This is a genomic window from Shinella sp. GW821-FHT11G07, from assembly GCF_058808115.1.
Map to the genome: position 1 here is coordinate 1 of NZ_JBXARJ010000032.1, position 20,819 is coordinate 20,819.

A 20,819-nucleotide genomic window follows, 5' to 3' on the forward strand; every position below is an offset into this window, starting at 1 on the left:
GTCTTGCCATGGTCAACGTGGCCGATCGTGCCGATGTTTACGTGAGGCTTGTTGCGCTCGAACTTGCTCTTTGCCATTTCCGGCTCTCCGTTCTTTATCCCGCAGAGGGGAATTCATACAAACTGTTTAGGGGCGTACCCCGGTCACTTCTGACCGGAATACTTTGCCTGGATTTCCTGCGCGACGTTCGACGGAACCGGCGCATAGTGATCGAAGGTCATCGTGTACTGGGCGCGGCCCTGCGACATGGAGCGCAGGTTGTCCACGTACTTGAACATGTTCGCCAGCGGCACGTTGGCGGAGATGACGACGGCAACGCCGCGGCTCTCCTGGCCCTGGATCTGACCACGACGGGAGTTCAGGTCGCCGATAACGTCGCCGACATAGTCTTCCGGCGTTACGACTTCGACCTTCATCATCGGCTCGAGCAGCTGTGCGCCGGCTTCGCGGGAAGCTTCACGGAAGCATGCACGCGATGCGATTTCGAAGGCGAGGACCGAGGAGTCGACATCGTGGTAGGCGCCGTCGATGAGCGTCGCCTTGACGCCGAGCATCGGGAAGCCTGCGAGCGGACCCGAGGACAGAACGCTTTCGATACCCTTCTGAACGCCCGGAATGTATTCCTTCGGAACAGAACCACCGACAACCTTGGATTCGAAGAGGAAATCTTCGCCTTCCGGGTTCGGTTCGAATACGAGCTTCACGCGAGCGAACTGGCCGGTACCACCGGTCTGCTTCTTGTGCGTGTAGTCTTTTTCGGTCTTGCGGGTGATCGTTTCGCGGTAGGCGACCTGCGGGGCGCCGACGTTGGCTTCGACCTTGAACTCGCGACGCATACGGTCGACGATGATGTCCAGGTGAAGTTCGCCCATGCCTGCGATGATCGTCTGGCCGGATTCTTCGTCGGTCTTGACGCGGAAGGACGGATCTTCAGCGGCCAGGCGGTTTAGGGCGAGGCCCATCTTTTCCTGGTCGTTCTTCGTCTTCGGCTCGATCGCGATCTGGATGACCGGCTCCGGGAATTCCATGCGCTCGAGGATGACCGGCTTCAGCGGATCGCAGAGCGTGTCGCCCGTGGTCGTGTCCTTGAGACCGGCCAGAGCAACGATGTCGCCAGCGAAGGCTTCTTCGATGTCTTCACGCGAGTTGGAATGCATCTGAAGCATACGGCCGACGCGTTCGCGCTTTTCCTTGACCGTGTTCATGACCGACGTGCCCTTCTCGAGCTTGCCGGAATAGATACGGGCGAAGGTGAGCGAACCGACGAAGGGGTCGTTCATGATCTTGAAGGCGAGCATGGAAAGCGGCTCGGCATCATCGGCGTGACGCTCGATATCCTGCTCGGTCTTGACGTCGATGCCCTTGATGGCCGGGATGTCTGCCGGCGACGGCAGGTAATCGACGACGGCGTCGAGCAGCGGCTGAACGCCCTTGTTCTTGAACGCGGTACCGCAGAACATCGGGTGGAACTTCACGTCGATGGTGCCGCGGCGAACGAGCGCACGGATCTGGTCGTTGTCCGGATAGTTACCTTCGAGGTAGGCTTCCATCGCGGCTTCGTCGATTTCGACGACGGTCTCGATGAGCTTCTCGCGGTATTCCGCGGCCTTTTCCTTCATGTCTTCCGGGATTTCGACGACGTCCCACTGGGCGCCGAGCGATTCATCACGCCAGACGAGAGCGTTCATTTCGATCAGATCGACAACGCCCTTGAAGTCGCTTTCAGCGCCGATCGGCAGCTGCATGACGACGGCGGTCGCACCGAGACGCGACTTGATCATGGAAACCGAGCGGTAGAAGTCCGCGCCGGTCTTGTCCATCTTGTTGCAGAAGATCATGCGCGGAACATTGTACTTCTCAGCCTGACGCCAGACGGTTTCCGTCTGCGGCTCTACACCGGCGTTGGCATCGAGAAGGGCAATCGCACCGTCGAGAACGCGCAGCGAACGCTCGACTTCGATCGTGAAGTCAACGTGGCCGGGGGTGTCGATGATGTTAAAGCGGCGGGTCTTGCCGTCACGGCCCTTCCAGTAGGTCGTGGTAGCAGCGGACGTGATGGTGATGCCGCGTTCCTGCTCCTGCTCCATCCAGTCCATCGTCGCGGCGCCGTCATGGACTTCGCCGATCTTGTGGGACTTGCCGGTGTAGTAAAGGATACGCTCGGTCGTCGTCGTCTTGCCGGCGTCGATGTGCGCCATGATACCGAAATTTCGGTAGTCTTCGATTTTATATTCGCGAGCCATCTGGGACTCCTTTCGAGACGTCTAGTTTCGGTTACCAGCGGTAGTGCGAGAAGGCACGGTTGGCGTCAGCCATCTTGTGCGTGTCTTCGCGCTTCTTGACGGCGCTGCCGCGATTGTTCGCTGCGTCCATGAGTTCGCCGGAGAGGCGCTCGACCATGGTCGTTTCGTTACGCTTGCGGGCAGCCGCGATCAGCCAACGGATTGCGAGAGCCTGACGGCGTTCCGGACGAACGTCGACCGGAACCTGGTAGGTCGCACCACCGACACGACGCGAGCGCACTTCGACGTGCGGCGCAACGTTGTCGAGAGCCGAATGGAAAACCGTCACCGGATCCTGCTTGGCCTTACCCTGGACAACATCGAAGGCGCCGTAAACGATCGTTTCGGCGACGGACTTCTTGCCGTCCAGCATGATGGCATTCATGAACTTGGTGACTACGAGATCGCCGAACTTCGGGTCCGGATTGATCTCGCGCTTTTCTGCTCTGTGGCGACGGGACATACTTTTTGTCTCTCAAACTTAGAATGGACTGACCAGCGAAATGGCGCCGGTTACTATATTACTTCGGACGCTTCGCACCGTACTTGGAACGGCGCTGCTTGCGGTTCTTGACGCCCTGGGTGTCGAGAACGCCGCGGATGATGTGGTAACGCACACCCGGCAAGTCCTTTACGCGGCCGCCACGGATCATGACGACAGAGTGTTCCTGCAGGTTGTGACCTTCGCCCGGAATGTAGCCAATGACTTCGAAGCCATTGGTCAGGCGGATCTTGGCGACCTTACGCAGAGCCGAGTTCGGCTTCTTCGGGGTCGTCGTATAAACGCGGGTGCAAACGCCACGCTTCTGGGGGTTTTCCTGCAGAGCAGGAACCTTGTTGCGCTTTACCGACGCCTGGCGCGGCTTGCGGATCAACTGGTTTACGGTAGGCATAGACCCATCCCTTGCAATAGTGTCTCAGTGCCCTTTCGGGCGGATACATGGCCACACGCCTGTTCATGCGCAAAACAAGGCCGATCCACCTTTTGTGGATGACCTCGATGAGCAGAGGACGCGAAATTATCGCGTCATGCGTGCAGCATTCATGTTCTCAACGTGTGTCGAACCCTGTTTGAGGCGAACTCCAGAACGAGTCGTTCCGAAACAGCCAGCCTCACATAGGCTCTGATGGCGTGCGGTCTACTGACTTAAGGGCAAAAGGTCAAGGGGCGGCGCGAAAGAATCCGGCGCAGGAATGGCTGCTCTGCCCGGAAAGCAGGGCTTTCGGCATCCCGCCCTACCCTGTTCGCGTCGCTTTTGAAGCGAACGGGTCTCGCCTGAGAACATTAATAAAGCCTGAAGATAGAATCAACCGGAAGAGTCGGGCAGGCGAAAACACATCCACCGATTCCCGCGACTCACCTTTTGGTAACGGCCTCGATTTTGCGTTTGGGTCCGGCTGCCCTACGCTTTATACAACGAACATCATTCATCCCGAGAGGAACATGCCATGGCATCCAGTGCCGACAACGACAACAACACGCTCGACGACCCGATGATCTTCATCATTATCGGCAAGGCCTATGAGCGCGAAGGCGAGGACGGCATCGACATCCACGTCATGCTGCGCGCGCCGGACGACGACAGCGCCGTGCGCGAGGCGCTGAACGCGCTTTCGGAAGAGGGTTTTCTCGAAGCCGACCTCGACCAGATCGGCACACTGACGGATGTTCCCGAAGAGGAACCGCACGCCTCCGCCTACAAGGGCGCGCTGGAAGGCGAAGTCGCGATCATCCGCTTTGCATGAAGGTCGCGATCATCCGCTTTGCATGAAGGAATGAGGCGCAGGCATTGATTAGGGCAATGCCTGCGCCGATGCGCTGATGGATAAAGCCTCTCCTGCCGAACCGTCCTCGATCCGATGGCAGGCTCGGCTCCATGCCGGGCGCATGCCAGATCGACGGCCTATGCGATGATGTCGAAATCCGACGCCGTCAATGTCAGTCCCTTGCCGAGAAGCGCGATCTGAATCGCAGCGACACTGCCATCCCCGTCCGCATCGTAGAATAGCTTTCCGCTTACCTTGTCGTAGATGATGCGATCGCTGGCATCGTGCGCCTTGGCGCCGACATGGAATGCTGCGGGTGCCAGGTCGCCAACCTTTCCGGCCTTGGTGAACACGTCGTCATCGAGCCAGATCGTGTCATCCTTGGCGTTGAAATCGGCGATCGTGTCGATGTTGGCGGCGCTGGGCTTGGTGTCGAAGACGAACACATCCCTGCCTTCGCCTCCCTTTAGAAGATCCTTTCCAAGCCCCCCGTACAGCTTGTCGTTGCCGCCTCTGCCAGTCAGTTCATTGGCAACGGTGCTTCCCTTGATGCTGTCAGCGCCATCCGTGCCAACAGCGTTCTCGATGTTGGCAAGCGTGTCCCTTCCCCCGTAGCCATCGACCGCCTTGCCCGACGCGAGATCGACCGTGACGCCCTTGTTGCCGCCGTGTTGATAGTCGCGGTCATACCGGATCGTATCGATCCCGCCTCGGCCATCAACGACGTCATTGCCGCCAAGCGGACGGAACTCATCCGTCCCAGCCGAACCGGATATCTTGTCGCCGAACTGCGTTCCCTTGATGCGTTCGATGTTCTTGAACGTTTCCGCAAAGCCCCACGGGTCGGTCGCGGTCCCCTTGGCCATGTCGACGACGACACCCTTGGCGCCGACCGGGTCATTATAGGCGTCATCGAAGGTGGGCTGGTCGATGCTTCCAGTACTCGTGCCGCCGTCATAGGTATCGGCGCCTCGTCCGCCGGCGAGATTGTCACCGCCGGCGCCGCCGATCAGCTTGTCGTTGCCGCCAAAACCCCAAAGCTCATCGCTGCCAGCGCTTCCCTGCAGAACATCGGCGCCTTTCAGCACGATGCTCGCGGTGTACCAGGAGTCACCCTGATTAACCGTCTTGTAGAAATCACTGCCCGCCCATTTCAGACCGGTGAGGGTTTGAATGGTACCGCCGCCCGCGCTATCCACGAGCTTGAGCGACGTGATCAGGCCGCCGTTAATCGCGCCACCCTTCGAAACATATTTGAGATTGGTGCCCGTGATGACGAGATCGACGCCGTTGTCCATGCGATAGATGGCGGTCGTCGATGTGCTCTTTATATATTTGCCGTAGTCCAACAGCTCACCCAGAGCCGGATTGTAATCCGTGGCCCAGTGGTTGGGCAGGTACTGCCCGGGAAACTGCCCGTAAGGCATGTTCAAAGTGTAGGTAGCCATGGTGTTCCCCCTGCTCCAAAACGGGACTTCTTGATCGGCATATCACCACGGCAAATAAACGCTCCCCCCAATTGGAGGGTAGCTCGTCAAGAATATACGTGGGGATCATCGTCCTGAACCTCCGCCATGGCGGCCGGCCATACGGAAAGACAGCGTCCGGCCGCATTTTCGCAACGAAAACATCACGCACGGGACATCAGGCGTCCGAATAGGCGTTTGTTTTTTGTGCGAAATGCTCCACGATGCCGAATAGGTGGGAGCCGAATACCCCGGTGAAGCAATGCTGGAACGTTTATGGAAGCAATACAGTCCGAGCTGATTGGCAAGATCTACGAAGCAGCAATATTCAAGGACCGCTGGCCGGAGGTTATCGCGACAATAGGCCGTTACTTCGATTTCTGGGGCGGCGCACTCACCTGGGAGACCGGCGGTGAACGCAGATGGATGGGAACGGCCAATTTTCTGGACGTGATGGACGAATTTATAGCCGAAGGCTGGGCGGCAAAAAACATCCGGCTGGAGAAGGCCAACCGCGAGGGCCAGTTTTCCTTCGTACGCGATACCGATCTCTTCACCTCGGAAGAGCGGCGTACCATCCCGATCTACCGCGAGTTTCTTGCACCGCGCGGCCTGGGATGCGCAACGGCGACCCTGATAAACGGCCCGGAAGACATCAATATCAGTGTCTGCTTCGAACAGCATCTCACCAAAGGCAACATCAGCGACGAGGCGATCCGTATCCTCGATAATCTGCGGCCGCATATCGCCAGAAGCCTTGTGCTGGCAACGGAGCTGGACCAGCAGAAAGCCGATCTTCTGACGGCCGGCCTGAGCGCAATCGGTGCGCCCGCTGCCATCGTGCAGGACAACGGCTGTGTATTGTCGGCAAATCCACTCTTCACGACGGCGCTTCGCCGCGTCTCGATCCGCGCGCGCGACCGGATTTTCCTTCACGATGAAAGCGCCAATCGATTGCTCTATGACGCACTGGCGAAAATCGCCAGTGACCACATCAAATCGATCCCGCTGCCGGCGACAGAAGACGAGCAGGCCTGCATCGTGCATGTCATACCGCTGTGCGGAAACGCGCTCGACTTTTCGCCGCGGGGTACGGCGATCGTTCTGATTGCCCAGCCGGCGGCAGCGCAGTCGAACGATCTCCGCATCCTGAAAGGGCTTTACGACCTGACCCGCAGCGAAGCGCGCATCGCCATCGAGATACAGAGCGGCATGGCCTTGCCGGAAGTCGCCAGACGGCTTGGCATTTCCTATGAAACCGCGCGCAGCGTGGCCAAAGCCATCTACGCCAAGACCGGCAGCTCCGGACAAAGCGATCTCGTTCGCCGCTTGTCGGTCGTGGCGAGATATTCGTTGCCACCGCCACCACAAGATCCCTCAAACGGGTGACGACCGCTCAGGGAGCTCACCTCAAGGGCCTGTTGCCTTCCGGCAAGCATGTTCTGGCGGATGACGGTTCCGGCAAACAGGCGTGTACTGCGACGCCTCAGCATTAGGGCGCGAAAACCTGGCGGACCATATCTGAAACGCAAAAACGCCCGGATTGCTCCGGGCGTTTTCGTGTGCGTTGACAGGCGGGGCTTTCAAGGCCCCTGCCCTTAACCCGCTTACTCGGCAGCTGCGCCCTCGCCGCCGGCGAGATCCGCCAGCATCGGGGTTGCAACGCCAGCGCCCGTCGACTTGCGGCGCTCGTCGAGGATCATCTCGTCGCGGGCCGTCGCGATGCGGCGGATCTGGGTCATCGTGCCACCGGTACCGGCCGGGATGAGGCGGCCGACGATGACGTTTTCCTTGAGGCCCTGCAGGCCGTCGGTCTTGCCGGCGATCGCAGCTTCCGTGAGAACCTTGGTGGTCTCCTGGAAGGATGCGGCCGAGATGAACGACGGGGTCTGCAGCGACGCCTTGGTGATGCCGAGGAGGACCGGATCGCCGTAAGCCGGCTTCTTGCCTTCTTCGATCAGGCCATCGTTGACGTCTTCCAGCTCGATACGGTCGATGTTGTCGCCGACGATGTACGTCGAGTCGCCAGCATCGGTGATCTCGACCTTCTGCAGCATCTGGCGAACGATCACCTCGATGTGCTTGTCGTTGATCACAACGCCCTGCAGACGATAGACTTCCTGGATTTCGTTCACGAGGTAGGAAGCGAGTGCTTCCACGCCCTTGATCGCCAAAATGTCGTGCGGCGCAGGATTGCCGTCGAGGATGTAGTCACCCTTTTCGATGTAGTCGCCGTCCTGAAGATGGAAGGGCTTGCCCTTCGGGATCAGGTACTCGACCGGCTCGACACCATCTTCCGCCGGCTCGATCATCACGCGACGCTTGTTCTTGTAGTCGCGGCCGAAGCGGACGGTACCGTCGATCTCAGCGATGACGGCGTGGTCCTTCGGACGACGGGCTTCGAACAGTTCGGCAACGCGCGGCAGACCACCGGTGATGTCCTTGGTCTTGGCGCTTTCCAGCGGCGAGCGGGCAAGAACGTCACCCTGGGAGACCTTCTGACCCGGCTCGACCGAAAGGATCGCGTCGACCGAGAGCATGAAGCGAGCTTCGCCACCGCGGGACAGCTTGGCGACAGCGCCATTCTTGTCCTTGATGATGATGGCCGGCTTCAGGTCCGTACCGCGCGGCGTCGAGCGCCAGTCGATGACCGAACGCTTGGTGATGCCGGTGGATTCGTCCGTCGATTCCAGAACCGAGATACCGTCGACGACGTCTTCGAAGTGAACGGTACCCTCGACTTCCGTCATCATCGGACGGGTGTAGGGGTCCCACTCGGCGAGACGCTGGCCGCGCTTCACCTTGTCGCCGTCGTCCACGAAGATCTTGGAACCGTAGGCAACACGCTGCGAGGACCGTTCCACGCCGCGCTCGTCGAGGATCGTGACCGCCATGTTACGGCCCATCGCCACGAGGTTGCCGTCGGAGTTGCGCAGCATGTTGCGGTTCTTGATCTGCACCGTGCCTTCATACGACGCTTCCAGGAACGACTGGTCGACCACGGTCGCCGTGCCGCCCAAGTGGAAGGTACGCATGGTAAGCTGGGTGCCCGGCTCGCCGATCGACTGTGCCGCGATGACGCCAACGGCTTCGCCCATGTTGACGGGCGTGCCGCGTGCAAGGTCGCGACCATAGCAGACGCCGCAGACGCCGGTCTGAATTTCGCAGGTCAGCGCCGAACGGATACGGATCGACTGGATACCAGCCTTCTCGATCAGGACCACGTCGGCCTCGAGGATCATTCGGCCCGCATCGACGATACGCTCACCCGTGACCGGATGATCGATGTCGTCCAGCGCGGTACGGCCGAGAACGCGTGTACCGATCGAAGCCACGACCTGACCGGCGTCGACGATCGCCGTCATCGTGAGGCCCTTGTCGGTGCCGCAGTCGACATGCGTGACGATGCAATCCTGCGCGACGTCGACGAGACGGCGGGTCAGGTAACCGGAGTTCGCGGTCTTCAAGGCGGTGTCTGCGAGACCCTTACGGGCACCGTGCGTCGAGTTGAAGTACTCGTTCACGGTCAGGCCTTCCTTGAAGTTCGAGATGATCGGCGTTTCGATGATCTCGCCCGACGGCTTGGCCATGAGGCCGCGCATGCCGCCCAGCTGACGCATCTGGCTCGGAGAGCCACGCGCGCCGGAGTGCGACATCATGTAGATCGCGTTCATCGGCTTCTGACGACCGGTCTCGGGATCGAACTCGACGGCCTTAATGCGGGCCATCATGTCCTCGGCCACCTTTTCGGTAGCCTTGCCCCAAGCGTCAACGACCTTGTTGTACTTCTCGCCCTGGGTGATCAGGCCGTCGTTGTACTGCTGTTCGTATTCCTTCACCAGGCTTTCGGTGTCACCGACGATCTTGGCCTTGGTGTCCGGAATGACCATGTCGTCCTTGCCGAACGAAATGCCGGCGCGGCAGGCGTGGCTGAAGCCGAGCTGCATGATGCGGTCACAGAAGATGACCGTGTCCTTCTGGCCGCAGTGACGGTAGACCGTGTCGATCATCTTGGAGATGTTCTTCTTGGTCATTTCCTGGTTGCAGATGTCGAACGGAATGTTGCCGTTCTTCGGCAGCAGTTCGCCGATGATCATGCGGCCAGGCGTCGTTTCGAAGATCTTGGTGTAGGGCTTGCCTTCACCATCGACCGACTTGAAGCGGCCGCGGATCTTCGCGTGCAGCGTGACGACCTTGTTTTCGAGCGCATGGTGCAGTTCGCCCATGTCGGAGAAGGCCATGCCTTCGCCCGGCTCGTTCTGGTTCAGGATCGACAGATAGTAGAGGCCGAGAACCATGTCCTGCGACGGAACGATGATCGGTGCGCCGTTCGCCGGGTGCAGAATGTTGTTCGTCGACATCATTAGCACGCGCGCTTCCAGCTGGGCTTCCAGCGAGAGCGGAACGTGAACAGCCATCTGGTCACCGTCGAAGTCGGCGTTGAAGGCCGTGCAGACGAGCGGATGCAGCTGGATGGCCTTGCCTTCGACCAGGATCGGTTCGAAGGCCTGGATGCCCAGGCGGTGCAGCGTCGGTGCGCGGTTCAGGAGAACCGGATGTTCGCGGATGACCTCGTCGAGGATATCCCAGACTTCCGGCTTTTCCTTTTCAACGAGCTTCTTGGCCTGCTTGACGGTCGAGGAGAAACCCTTCGCGTCGAGGCGGGCATAGATGAACGGCTTGAACAGCTCGAGCGCCATCTTCTTCGGCAGGCCGCACTGGTGCAGCTTCAGTTCCGGACCGGTCACGATAACCGAACGGCCGGAATAGTCGACGCGCTTGCCGAGCAGGTTCTGGCGGAAGCGGCCCTGCTTGCCCTTGAGCATGTCGGACAGCGACTTCAGCGGGCGCTTGTTGGCACCCGTGATGACGCGGCCGCGGCGACCGTTGTCGAACAGGGCGTCAACCGATTCCTGAAGCATGCGCTTCTCGTTACGGATGATGATGCCCGGTGCGCGCAGTTCGATCAGGCGCTTCAGACGGTTGTTACGGTTGATGACGCGGCGGTACAGATCGTTGAGGTCCGACGTCGCGAAGCGGCCGCCGTCGAGCGGAACCAGCGGACGCAGGTCCGGCGGGATCACCGGAACGACCTTCATGATCATCCATTCCGGACGGTTGCCGGATTCCATGAAGTTCTCGACGATCTTCAGGCGCTTCATCAGCTTCTTCTGCTTCAGCTCCGACGTGGTTTCCGCCAGGTCCGAACGCAGGTCGCCAGCGATCCGCTCGAGGTTCATCGAGGCGAGCATCTCGAAGATGGCCTCGGCGCCGATCATCGCCGTGAACTGGTCTTCACCATATTCATCGACGGCGATCATGTATTCTTCTTCGGAAAGAAGCTGGTTTTCCTTGAGCGCGGTAAGGCCCGGCTCGGTCACGATGTAGTTCTCGAAATAGAGAACGCGTTCGACATCCTTCAGCGTCATGTCGAGCAGCGTCGAAATGCGCGAGGGAAGCGACTTCAGGAACCAGATGTGGGCGACGGGAGCGGCGAGCTCGATATGGCCCATACGCTCACGGCGAACGCGCGACAGCGTGACTTCGACGCCGCACTTTTCGCAGATGATGCCCTTGTACTTCATGCGCTTGTACTTGCCGCACAGGCACTCGTAGTCCTTGATCGGCCCGAAAATACGCGCGCAGAACAGACCGTCGCGTTCCGGCTTGAACGTACGGTAGTTGATCGTTTCCGGCTTCTTGATCTCACCATAAGACCAGGAAAGAATCTTTTCCGGAGAAGCGATCGAGATCCGGATGGAATCGAACGTCTGCGCAGGCACCTGCGGATTGAAAAGGTTCATGACCTCTTGGTTCATGCCTATCTCCTTCGTGGGCCAGTGGCCCTCTGCTTAGCAACCAATTGCGGCGATACCCGGGTGCCGCAAGGCTGCTTGAAACGGATGAGCCGCCCCTGCCCGGCAGGGCGGAGGCGGAAACGGTGCGCGCCGCGTTCGGCGCGCACCCGATCAGGATTACTCCGCGGCGTCCGGAAGCTGGCCAGCTTCATTGGCGGCGTCGAGCTTCGAGTTCTCGAGTTCGACCGACAGACCGAGCGAGCGCATTTCCTTGACGAGAACGTTGAAGCTCTCCGGAATGCCCGCCTCGAACGTGTCGTCGCCACGTACGATCGCCTCGTACACCTTGGTGCGGCCCGCCACGTCGTCCGACTTCACGGTCAGCATTTCCTGCAGCGTGTAGGCGGCGCCGTAGGCTTCGAGCGCCCAGACCTCCATTTCCCCGAAGCGCTGGCCACCGAACTGCGCCTTGCCACCCAGCGGCTGCTGGGTCACGAGCGAGTACGGACCAATCGAACGGGCGTGGATCTTGTCGTCCACGAGGTGGTTCAGCTTGATCATGTACATGTAGCCGACAGTCACCTTGCGGTCGAAAGCCTCACCCGTACGACCGTCGTAGAGAACCGACTGGCCCGAGGAATTGAGGCCCGCACGCTCCAGCATGCTGGCGACGTCAGGTTCATGCGCACCGTCGAACACCGGCGTTGCGATGGAGACGCCCTTGCGGGACTGCTCGGCCAGCTTGATCAGGGCGTCGTCGTTAAAGTGCGCGACTTCGTCCTTGGCTTCGCTCTCGTAGACTTCCGTCAGCTCGCGCTTCAGGTCGGTGATGTCCATGGTCTTGCGATACTCGTCAAGCAGATCACCGATCTTCTTGCCCATACCGGCGCAAGCCCAGGCGAGGTGCGTTTCGAGGATCTGACCGACGTTCATGCGCGACGGCACGCCCAGCGGGTTCAAGCAGATGTCGACATGCGTACCGTCTTCGAGGAACGGCATGTCCTCGATCGGCAGGATACGCGAGACGACGCCCTTGTTGCCGTGACGGCCGGCCATCTTGTCGCCCGGCTGGATCTTGCGCTTCACAGCGACGAAGACCTTGACCATCTTCATGACGCCCGGGGGCATTTCGTCGCCGCGCTGGACCTTTTCGACCTTGTCCATGAAGCGCTGTTCAAGGCGCGACTTGGATTCGTCGTACTGGCCGCGGAGCGCTTCGATCTCGCCCTGAACCTTCTCGTCCTCGACTGCGAACATCCACCACTGCGAGCGGGGATATTCGGAGATGATGGCGTTCGAAAGCTCGGTGCCCTTCTTGAAGGCCTTCGGGCCGGCAACGGCAACGTGGCCACGCAGCATGTCGACCAGACGACCGTAGACGTTACGGTCGAGGATCGCCTGCTCGTCGTCACGGTCCTTTGCCAGACGCTCGATCTCTTCACGCTCGATCGCCATCGCACGTTCGTCCTTCTCCACGCCATGGCGGTTGAAGACGCGGACTTCGACGACCGTACCGAAGGTACCGGGCGGCATGCGCATGGAGGTGTCGCGAACGTCGGACGCCTTTTCACCGAAGATGGCACGCAGAAGCTTTTCTTCCGGCGTCATCGGGCTTTCGCCCTTCGGGGTGATCTTGCCGACCAGGATGTCGCCCGGCTGAACCTCTGCACCGATGTAAACGATACCGGCTTCGTCGAGGTTCTTCAGCGCCTCTTCCGAAACGTTCGGAATGTCGCGCGTGATTTCTTCCGGACCGAGCTTGGTGTCACGGGCCATGACTTCGAATTCCTCGATGTGGATCGAGGTGAACACGTCGTCGGAGACGATGCGCTCGGACATCAGGATCGAGTCTTCGTAGTTGTAGCCGTTCCACGGCATGAACGCGACGAGCGCGTTGCGGCCGAGTGCCAGGTCGCCGAGGTCGGTCGACGGACCGTCCGCGATGATGTCGCCCTTGTTCAGAATGTCACCGACGGTGACCAGCGGACGCTGGTTGACGCAGGTGTTCTGGTTGGAACGCTGGAACTTCTGCAGGCGGTAGATATCGACGCCCGACTTCGACGGATCGAGGTCTTCGGTGGCGCGGATAACGATACGGGTCGCGTCGACCTGGTCGACGACACCGCCGCGACGGGCCGCGATCGCAGCGCCCGAGTCACGGGCAACGATCGGTTCCATGCCGGTACCGACGAACGGGGCTTCGGCACGCAGGAGCGGTACGGCCTGACGCTGCATGTTCGAACCCATGAGCGCGCGGTTCGCGTCGTCGTTCTCAAGGAACGGGATGAGCGCGGCCGCAACCGAAACGAGCTGCTTCGGCGAAACGTCCATCAGGTTGATCTGGTCGCGCGGCGCCAGCATGACTTCGCCCGAGTGACGGCAGACGACGAACTCTTCCGAGAAGGAGCCGTCAGCGCCGAGCACCGAGTTGGCCTGGGCAACGTGGTACTTGGCCTCTTCCATGGCGGAGAGGTAGACCACGTCCGTCGTCACCTTGCCGTCCACGATCTTGCGGTACGGGCTTTCGATGAAGCCGTACTTGTTAACGCGGGCAAAGGTCGCGAGCGAGTTGATCAGACCGATGTTCGGGCCTTCCGGCGTTTCGATCGGGCAGATACGGCCGTAGTGGGTCGGGTGAACGTCGCGGACTTCGAAGCCTGCGCGCTCGCGGGTCAGACCACCCGGGCCAAGAGCCGAAAGACGGCGCTTGTGGGTGATTTCCGAAAGCGGGTTCACTTGGTCCATGAACTGGGAGAGCTGCGAGGAACCGAAGAACTCGCGAACCGCGGCAGCAGCCGGCTTCGCGTTGATCAGGTCCTGCGGCATCACCGTGTCGATTTCGATCGAGGACATACGTTCCTTGATCGCACGCTCCATGCGGAGCAGGCCGAGACGGTACTGGTTCTCCATCAATTCGCCGACCGAACGAACACGGCGGTTGCCGAGGTTGTCGATGTCGTCGATTTCGCCCTTGCCGTCGCGCAGCTCGACCAGCATCTTCACGACGGCAAGGATATCTTCCTTGCGCAGCGTGCGGACCGTATCGGCTACGTCGAGGTCGAGGCGCATGTTCATCTTCACGCGGCCAACGGCGGAGAGATCGTAACGCTCCGCATCGAAGAACAGCGTGTTGAACATGGCTTCGGCCGAATCCATGGTCGGCGGTTCACCCGGACGCATGACGCGGTAGATGTCGAACAGAGCGTCCTGACGGTTCTCGTTCTTGTCGACGGCCAGCGTCGAGCGGATGTAGGCGCCGACATTGATATGGTCGATGTCGAGAACCGGGATTTCTTCGAAGCCAGCCGACATGATGACCGGAAGGGTCTTCTCGTCGATTTCGTCGCCGGCTTCGAGATAGATTTCGCCCGTCGAATAGTTGACGACGTCTTCGGCGAGATAGTTGCCGTAGAGGTCTTCGTCGGTCGCCTTGAGGGCCTTGAGGCCCTTTTCGGACAGCTGCTTGAGCAGGCGCGGCGTCAGCTTCTTGCCGATTTCCACGACGACTTCGCCGCTATCGGCATCCACCATGTCGGCGACGGCCTTCTGGCCCTTCAGCGCTTCCGGATTGAAGGGAACGCGCCAGCCCTTGCCGTCGCGCTGGTAGAACGACTTCGTGTAAAAGGTCGACAGGATCTCTTCGCCGTCCATGCCGAGTGCCATGAGCAGCGACGTGACGGGGATCTTGCGGCGGCGGTCGATACGCGCATGCACGATGTCCTTGGCGTCGAACTCGATGTCGAGCCAGGAACCGCGATACGGGATGACGCGGGCTGCAAACAGCAGCTTGCCCGACGAGTGGCTCTTGCCCTTGTCGTGATCGAAGAACACGCCCGGCGAACGGTGCATCTGGGAAACGATGACGCGCTCGGTACCGTTGACGATGAAGGTACCATTGTCCGTCATGAGCGGCATGTCGCCCATGTAGACGTTCTGTTCCTTGATGTCCTTGATCGACTTCGCGCCGGTATCCTCGTCGATATCGAACACGATGAGGCGCAGCGTCACCTTGAGGGGGGCTGCGTAGGTCAGGTCACGCTGGCGGCATTCCTCGACGTCGAACTTCGGCTGTTCGAATTCGTAGGAGACGAACTCGAGCATGGAAGCGCCGGAGAAATCGGTGATCGGGAAGACCGACTTGAAAACGGACTGAAGGCCCTCATCCGGACGACCGCCGGCGGGCTCTTCTACCATCAGAAACTGGTCGTAGGACGCCTTCTGAACCTCGATGAGGTTCGGCATGACTGCGACTTCAGGGATTTTACCAAAAAACTTGCGTACGCGCCTACGACCGTTAAACGAAAGGGTCTGAGCCATCGTCGCTCCTTCAAATTAAGCATCCGGGCCTGCAACGGACGGGGTTCGCTGGCCAGTCGATCCCGTCTATCATGGGTTGGTTCAAACTCGTCTTGCCGCCGAACCACGGGCCGGATTGCCCAATTGCTCGGTAGAAGACCATCCTCTTGAAGAACCCATTACCCAAAAGCCGGTTTTCGCGGCTTTTGGGTAATCAGTTCAGAGGAATCATCAATGGGAGAGGGTCGAAACCCTCTCCCATCGCATTCCGATATTACTTAACGTCGACCTTGGCGCCGGCGTCCTCAAGCTTCTTCTTGAGGTCAGCGGCTTCTGCCTTGGAAACAGCTTCCTTGACAGCCTTCGGAGCGGCTTCAACGAGGTCCTTGGCTTCCTTGAGGCCGAGGCCCGTGATAGCGCGGACTTCCTTGATGACGTTGATCTTGTTAGCGCCGGCGTCAGCCAGGATAACGTCGAACTCGGTCTTTTCTTCTTCAACAACTGCAGCAGCAGCGCCGCCAGCAGCAGCGACTGCTACGGGAGCAGCAGCCGAAACGCCCCACTTCTCTTCGAGCAGCTTGGAAAGCTCAGCAGCTTCCAGAACGGTCAGAGCGGAGAGGTCTTCAACGATCTTTGCGAGATCAGCCATTGTGATAGTTCCTTATATTCGGTTCGAACTGGTATTGTTTGATTACAGCGAAAAACCGCCTCAAGCGGCTTCGTCCTTCTTGGCATAGGCTGCGAACACGCGAGCAAGCTGGCTTGCCGGTGCTGCAACGACCGTAGCGACGCGCGTAGCCGGGGCTGCAAGCAGACCCAGGAGCTTTCCGCGAAGCTCGTCGAGCGAAGGCAGGGTCGCAAGCGACTTGACTGCTTCTGCGTCGAGTGTGGTCGCACCCATGGCACCACCGAGAACAACGAGCTTGTCGTTGGTCTTGGCGAAATCCATGGCTACCTTAGGAGCAATCATCGGATCATTTGCGTAAGCAATGAGCGTCTGACCCTGGAAGAGATCAGACATCCCTTCCGACTCCGTACCCTGAAGGGCAATTTTGGCCAGGCGGTTCTTCGCGACCTTGACGGTACCGCCCGCTGCACGCATCTTCGTACGAAGATCGTTCATCTGTGCGACGGTGATACCGGCGTAGCGGGCCACGACAACCGAACCGGAAGCCTTGAAGACTTCGTTCAGCTCCGTGACGAATTCGCGTTTTTCCGCTCTTTCCACTGTGCCTATCTCCAGTTGACAGGACCGTGACTTCTCACGGGACCTGCCGGGTTTACCTTTGCCGCCAGGGATCCTCTTTAAAAGGGATCCCGAGCGACGCTCGAGGATCCTGTCCCCCCGCGCTCGACCCGAATGGGCCGCGACACAAGGTAAGGTAGGTTCGAACCGAATTTCGGCGCCATCCGACGCTGAAGAAATCCAGGTCTCACCCCGTCTCATGCAGGCTGAAGTGATTAAGGGATAACCACCTGCAATCTCGGACAGGAGTTCCGGGGTTTTAGCCCCGGAAATTCCCGGCCAGACAAGGCCGGGAATTCTGTTGCGGTCCAGCGTCAGCCGGACCGGAAAAATCAGGCAACGGTTGCCGGATCGATCTTAACGCCCGGGCCCATCGTCGAAGAGATGGCTACGCGCTTGACGTAGTTGCCCTTGGCGCCAGCCGGCTTCGCCTTGATGACGGCGTCGGCAAATGCCTTGATATTTTCTTCCAGAGCCTTGGCGTCGAAGGATGCCTTGCCGATGCCGGCGTGGATGATACCAGCCTTCTCGACGCGGAACTCGACAGCACCACCCTTGGATGCCTTGACGGCGCCTGCAACGTCCATGGTAACGGTGCCGACCTTCGGGTTCGGCATCATGCCGCGCGGGCCGAGAACCTTACCGAGACGACCGACGAGCGGCATCATGTCCGGGGTCGCGATGCAGCGATCGAAGTCGATCTTGCCGCCCTGGACGATTTCGACGAGGTCTTCGGCGCCGACGATGTCTGCACCGGCAGCCTTGGCTTCATCAGCCTTGGCGCCACGTGCGAAGACGGCGACGCGAACGTCACGGCCGGTGCCGTTCGGCAGGTTGACGACGCCGCGGACCATCTGGTCTGCGTGACGCGGGTCAACGCCGAGGTTCATGGCGACTTCGACGGTTTCGTCGAACTTGGCAACCGCACGCTCTTTTACGAGAGCGATGGCGTCCGACAGGGCAACGAGCTTGGTCGGGTCGATGCCTTCGCGGATCTTCTGGAGACGCTTTGCAATCTTGGCCATGATTAACCTACCACTTCCAGGCCCATGGCGCGGGCAGAGCCCTCGACCATTGCCATCGCGCCTTCGATATCGGCGGCGTTGAGATCCTTCATCTTGGCTTCGGCGATCGACTTGATCTGAGCCTTGGTGAGCTTGCCGACCGTCGCGCCCTTGCCCGGGGTCTTCGAACCGGACGTGATCTTGGCTTCCTTCTTGAGGAAGTAGGTCACCGGCGGCTGCTTCATCACAAAAGTGAAGGACTTGTCCTGGTAATAGGTGATGACGACCGGAATCGGCATACCCTTTTCCATTTCCTGCGTAGCCGCGTTGAACGACTTGCAGAATTCCATGATGTTTACGCCACGCTGACCAAGCGCAGGACCAATCGGCGGGGACGGGTTAGCCGATCCTGCCTTGACCTGAAGCTTGAGCTGGCCTGCAACTTTCTTAGCCATTTTTCTCTGCCTTTCAGAATGCGGCCGGTTTCCCGGCCCATGATGCCGATCCGAAGACCGGCGGCTGCGGTTGCGTGGTGCGGATGTGGCGCCCGGCTTACTGGTCGCCGACCCTCCCACGCGATTGGCGGAAACCTCCGCCACCACCCCTCCGGAGAGGCGTGGATTTCGAACAGGCAGCGCCCGGAGGCGCTACCGAAATCAGATTTTTTCGACCTGGGCGTATTCCAGCTCGACCGGGGTTGCGCGACCGAAGATCGACACTTCAACCTTGAGGCGCGAACGCTCCTCGTCGACGTCCTGCACGGTGCCGTTGAACGACGCAAACGGACCGTCGGAAACGCGAACCTGCTCGCCGATCTCGAAGGAGATCGAGGGCTTCGGGCGGTCGACGCCGTCCTGGACCTGCGACAGGATGCGCTCAGCCTCGGAATCAGGAATCGGAACCGGCTTGTTGTCGGAACCGAGGAAACCCGTGACCTTCGGCGTATTCTTGATGAGGTGGAACACCTCGTCCGTCAGGTTCGCCCGCACCAGCACGTAGCCGGGGAAGAACTTGCGTTCGGCATCAACCTTGCGACCACGGCGCACCTCGACAACCTTTTCGGTCGGCACGAGGATCTTTTCGAACAGGTGATCAAGGCCCTTCTGACGCGCCTTGTTCTCGATGTCCTCAGCGACCTTCTTTTCGAAATTCGAATAGGCGTGGACGATGTACCAACGGGAAGCCATGCTCATCTCCAACCAATCAGACGCTTGCGCTGAGGATGAGGCCGATCAGCCATCCCAACAACTGGTCAGCAGCAAAGAAGAACACTGCCGCAAGGAAGACCATGACGAAAACCATGATGGTCGAGATCATCGTCTCGCGCCGCGACGGCCAAGTCACTTTCGCCGTCTCGGAGCGTACCTGCTGCAGAAACGCAATCGGATTTGTTTTCGATGCCATTGAATGTCCACGCCATTACGGCACGTAAAGCTGAACTATCAGCCCCACGCACCGCGTGTCTGTTTTGCCCTACATAAAGCCCGATTCTCTTTTTCACAAGAGGCAGCCCGGGCTTTTCGCGAATTTAGACGGTCGAACGCCGTCGCGCCATCTCCCGCCGCCGCTGCAAGTCGTCCGCGCTGTTCGGCTTTGGAGTGGCAGGGGCAGCCGGGCTTGAACCGACGACCTGCGGTTTTGGAGACCGCCGCTCTACCAACTGAGCTATACCCCTAGATGCCTGCCGCCCCATGGCGAACCGCCCGTTGCCGGCAAGGCATGGCGTCTTTACGGCGCACGGAACGACTTGGCAAGCCCGAAGGCGAGATTTTTTCACAGCTTTGCAGCAGTTTACCCTGCCCGTCCCCCGATTACCAATCGAAGCGAAGCCGCGCCTTGATACCGCCGATCAGGGATGCGTCCTCCCGACGTACCGAGGCGGCGAGATCGAGACAATCGAAGACACGCTGCTCGATGCCGAATTCCGCTCCAACGCGCCCCTCCCCGCTTGTGGCGGCGCCGGAAGCGACGAACGACGTCCCCGTGCGCAGCGCCTGGAGCTGCGCCTTCTGCACCATGCGAAGGGCGCCGCGATCACCATGCCGCACATTGGCCTCCGCCGTAACGGACGGCGTGACGACGACGTCGAAGGACGGCGACGCTATCCAGCGCCGCGACAGGCCCGCCGTCGCCGAAACCCGGCCGGTCAACGGGTTGTAGCCGGCGGACACGTTTCGCTCCGCCCCTGATCCCCCCTGCCCGCGCATTTCCGCCCAAAGGCGCGTATTGTCCCGCGTATCCCGAATGCGGCCGGTCGAGGACGTGGTGACGGAAACATCCACCCCGGCACTCACGGGCGCGCCCGTCGCAGTCTTCGCGCCCATGCGCAGGCGATAGGCATTGCTTGAAAGCTTCGCCGGAGACCAGATGAGAAGAGAATCGCTCGCCTCGGCAGGGTCAGCCGGCAGAAAAGCGAGAATCGTCGAAAGGGCGAGCGCTGCGCGCGCCGCACGTGCAAAAGCGTCCATGTAGATACGGCCTGTCTGCAGGTTACCGTGATGCGCGCGGCACACTCGTGCCCGCCACACGCAAGGGCGCCTTCGCAAAACACCGGATCAACCGCGATCCGCAGGCGCCGGGCCCATGGTTTCTACCACGTGCCATGTCGCTCGAAGCGACGCCCCAAACCTACCGCCGGACGTTCCCCGGCTCTATCCCCAAAACTGGCGAGTTATCGCCAGCCGCTAAACAAGTGAACGTTTTCAAAGAACCGCGAAAACAAAAAAGAGCCCCGCGGTTTCCCGCGGGGCTCATGATCAGGTCAGAGACCCGAATTACTCGACGATCGAAGCGACGATGCCGGCGCCGCGTGCAAATCGCGCTTGCGCGCCATTTGCACATCTTTGAATGCCGTCGGCAAGCTTACGGCCTCGTCGGCGATTATTACTCGACGATCGAAGCGACGATGCCGGCGCCGACGGTGCGGCCGCCTTCACGGATTGCGAAGCGCAGCTTTTCTT

Annotated in this window: 16 protein-coding genes, 1 tRNA gene and 1 pseudogene; 2 read left to right on the plus strand and 16 right to left on the minus strand. The window is 60.1% G+C overall.

The genetic code is table 11. The features are described from left to right. From AC1RT2_RS31875 to rpsL, 4 genes and pseudogenes are all read right to left on the minus strand, one after another. A pseudogene (locus AC1RT2_RS31875) lies at nt 1–77 on the minus strand (GTP-binding protein); the annotation flags it as partial. Between the two features lie 66 nt (nt 78–143). Further along, on the minus strand, nt 144–2,243 hold the full coding sequence (fusA, locus tag AC1RT2_RS31880; RefSeq protein ID WP_069059037.1) for an elongation factor G: 2,100 nt from the start codon (nt 2,241–2,243) through the stop codon (nt 144–146). Nucleotides 2,244–2,274: 31 nt separating this feature from the next. Next, nucleotides 2,275–2,745: a 30S ribosomal protein S7 gene (rpsG, locus tag AC1RT2_RS31885; RefSeq protein ID WP_069059038.1), complete on the minus strand. Its 471-nt coding sequence runs from the start codon at nt 2,743–2,745 to the stop codon at nt 2,275–2,277. Between the two features lie 58 nt (nt 2,746–2,803). Further along, complete coding sequence (rpsL, locus tag AC1RT2_RS31890; protein ID WP_022719193.1) at nt 2,804–3,175, minus strand: 30S ribosomal protein S12; 372 nt, start codon at nt 3,173–3,175, stop codon at nt 2,804–2,806. Nucleotides 3,176–3,731: 556 nt separating this feature from the next. Between rpsL and AC1RT2_RS31895 the strand changes: the two genes are divergently transcribed. After that, nucleotides 3,732–4,028 (plus strand): transcriptional regulator, encoded by a 297-nt coding sequence (locus AC1RT2_RS31895; RefSeq protein ID WP_069059039.1) that lies wholly within the window; start codon nt 3,732–3,734, stop codon nt 4,026–4,028. A gap of 158 nt (nt 4,029–4,186) precedes the next feature. On the opposite strand, the gene AC1RT2_RS31900 is transcribed toward AC1RT2_RS31895, so the two are convergent. After that, complete coding sequence (locus AC1RT2_RS31900) at nt 4,187–5,497, minus strand: calcium-binding protein (RefSeq protein ID WP_493108471.1); 1,311 nt, start codon at nt 5,495–5,497, stop codon at nt 4,187–4,189. A gap of 294 nt (nt 5,498–5,791) precedes the next feature. Between AC1RT2_RS31900 and AC1RT2_RS31905 the strand changes: the two genes are divergently transcribed. Next, the gene (locus tag AC1RT2_RS31905) at nt 5,792–6,904 is read left to right on the plus strand and encodes a helix-turn-helix transcriptional regulator (protein WP_493108472.1); all 1,113 of its coding nucleotides are present in this window, start codon (nt 5,792–5,794) and stop codon (nt 6,902–6,904) included. Nucleotides 6,905–7,122: 218 nt separating this feature from the next. Here AC1RT2_RS31905 and rpoC read toward each other — a convergent pair whose 3' ends face one another. The 11 genes from rpoC to AC1RT2_RS31960 form a co-directional block, all read right to left on the minus strand. Further along, the gene (gene rpoC, locus AC1RT2_RS31910; RefSeq protein WP_069059042.1) at nt 7,123–11,334 is read right to left on the minus strand and encodes a DNA-directed RNA polymerase subunit beta'; all 4,212 of its coding nucleotides are present in this window, start codon (nt 11,332–11,334) and stop codon (nt 7,123–7,125) included. Nucleotides 11,335–11,490: 156 nt separating this feature from the next. After that, on the minus strand, nt 11,491–15,630 hold the full coding sequence (rpoB, locus tag AC1RT2_RS31915) for a DNA-directed RNA polymerase subunit beta (RefSeq protein WP_069059043.1): 4,140 nt from the start codon (nt 15,628–15,630) through the stop codon (nt 11,491–11,493). A gap of 253 nt (nt 15,631–15,883) precedes the next feature. After that, entirely contained in the window at nt 15,884–16,258 is a 375-nt protein-coding gene (rplL, locus tag AC1RT2_RS31920) for a 50S ribosomal protein L7/L12 (protein WP_069059044.1), read from the minus strand. 60 nt (nt 16,259–16,318) lie between these two features. Then, nucleotides 16,319–16,837 (minus strand): 50S ribosomal protein L10, encoded by a 519-nt coding sequence (rplJ, locus tag AC1RT2_RS31925; RefSeq protein WP_069059045.1) that lies wholly within the window; start codon nt 16,835–16,837, stop codon nt 16,319–16,321. A 350-nt stretch (nt 16,838–17,187) separates the two neighbouring features. Beyond that, a complete protein-coding gene (gene rplA / locus AC1RT2_RS31930; RefSeq protein WP_069059046.1) occupies nt 17,188–17,880 on the minus strand; it encodes a 50S ribosomal protein L1 in 693 nt (230 codons plus the stop codon). Between the two features lie 2 nt (nt 17,881–17,882). After that, nucleotides 17,883–18,314 (minus strand): 50S ribosomal protein L11, encoded by a 432-nt coding sequence (gene rplK, locus AC1RT2_RS31935; RefSeq protein WP_069059047.1) that lies wholly within the window; start codon nt 18,312–18,314, stop codon nt 17,883–17,885. 201 nt (nt 18,315–18,515) lie between these two features. Then, entirely contained in the window at nt 18,516–19,046 is a 531-nt protein-coding gene (nusG, locus tag AC1RT2_RS31940) for a transcription termination/antitermination protein NusG (RefSeq protein WP_069059048.1), read from the minus strand. 16 nt (nt 19,047–19,062) lie between these two features. Then, complete coding sequence (gene secE, locus AC1RT2_RS31945) at nt 19,063–19,263, minus strand: preprotein translocase subunit SecE (RefSeq protein WP_069059049.1); 201 nt, start codon at nt 19,261–19,263, stop codon at nt 19,063–19,065. A gap of 195 nt (nt 19,264–19,458) precedes the next feature. After that, nucleotides 19,459–19,534 (minus strand) — tRNA-Trp (locus AC1RT2_RS31950). A gap of 136 nt (nt 19,535–19,670) precedes the next feature. Beyond that, the gene (locus AC1RT2_RS31955) at nt 19,671–20,327 is read right to left on the minus strand and encodes a hypothetical protein (RefSeq protein WP_493108473.1); all 657 of its coding nucleotides are present in this window, start codon (nt 20,325–20,327) and stop codon (nt 19,671–19,673) included. A 415-nt stretch (nt 20,328–20,742) separates the two neighbouring features. Then, on the minus strand, nt 20,743–20,819 hold a 77-nt coding region (locus AC1RT2_RS31960; protein WP_130520932.1), incomplete at its 5' end, for an EF-Tu C-terminal domain-related protein.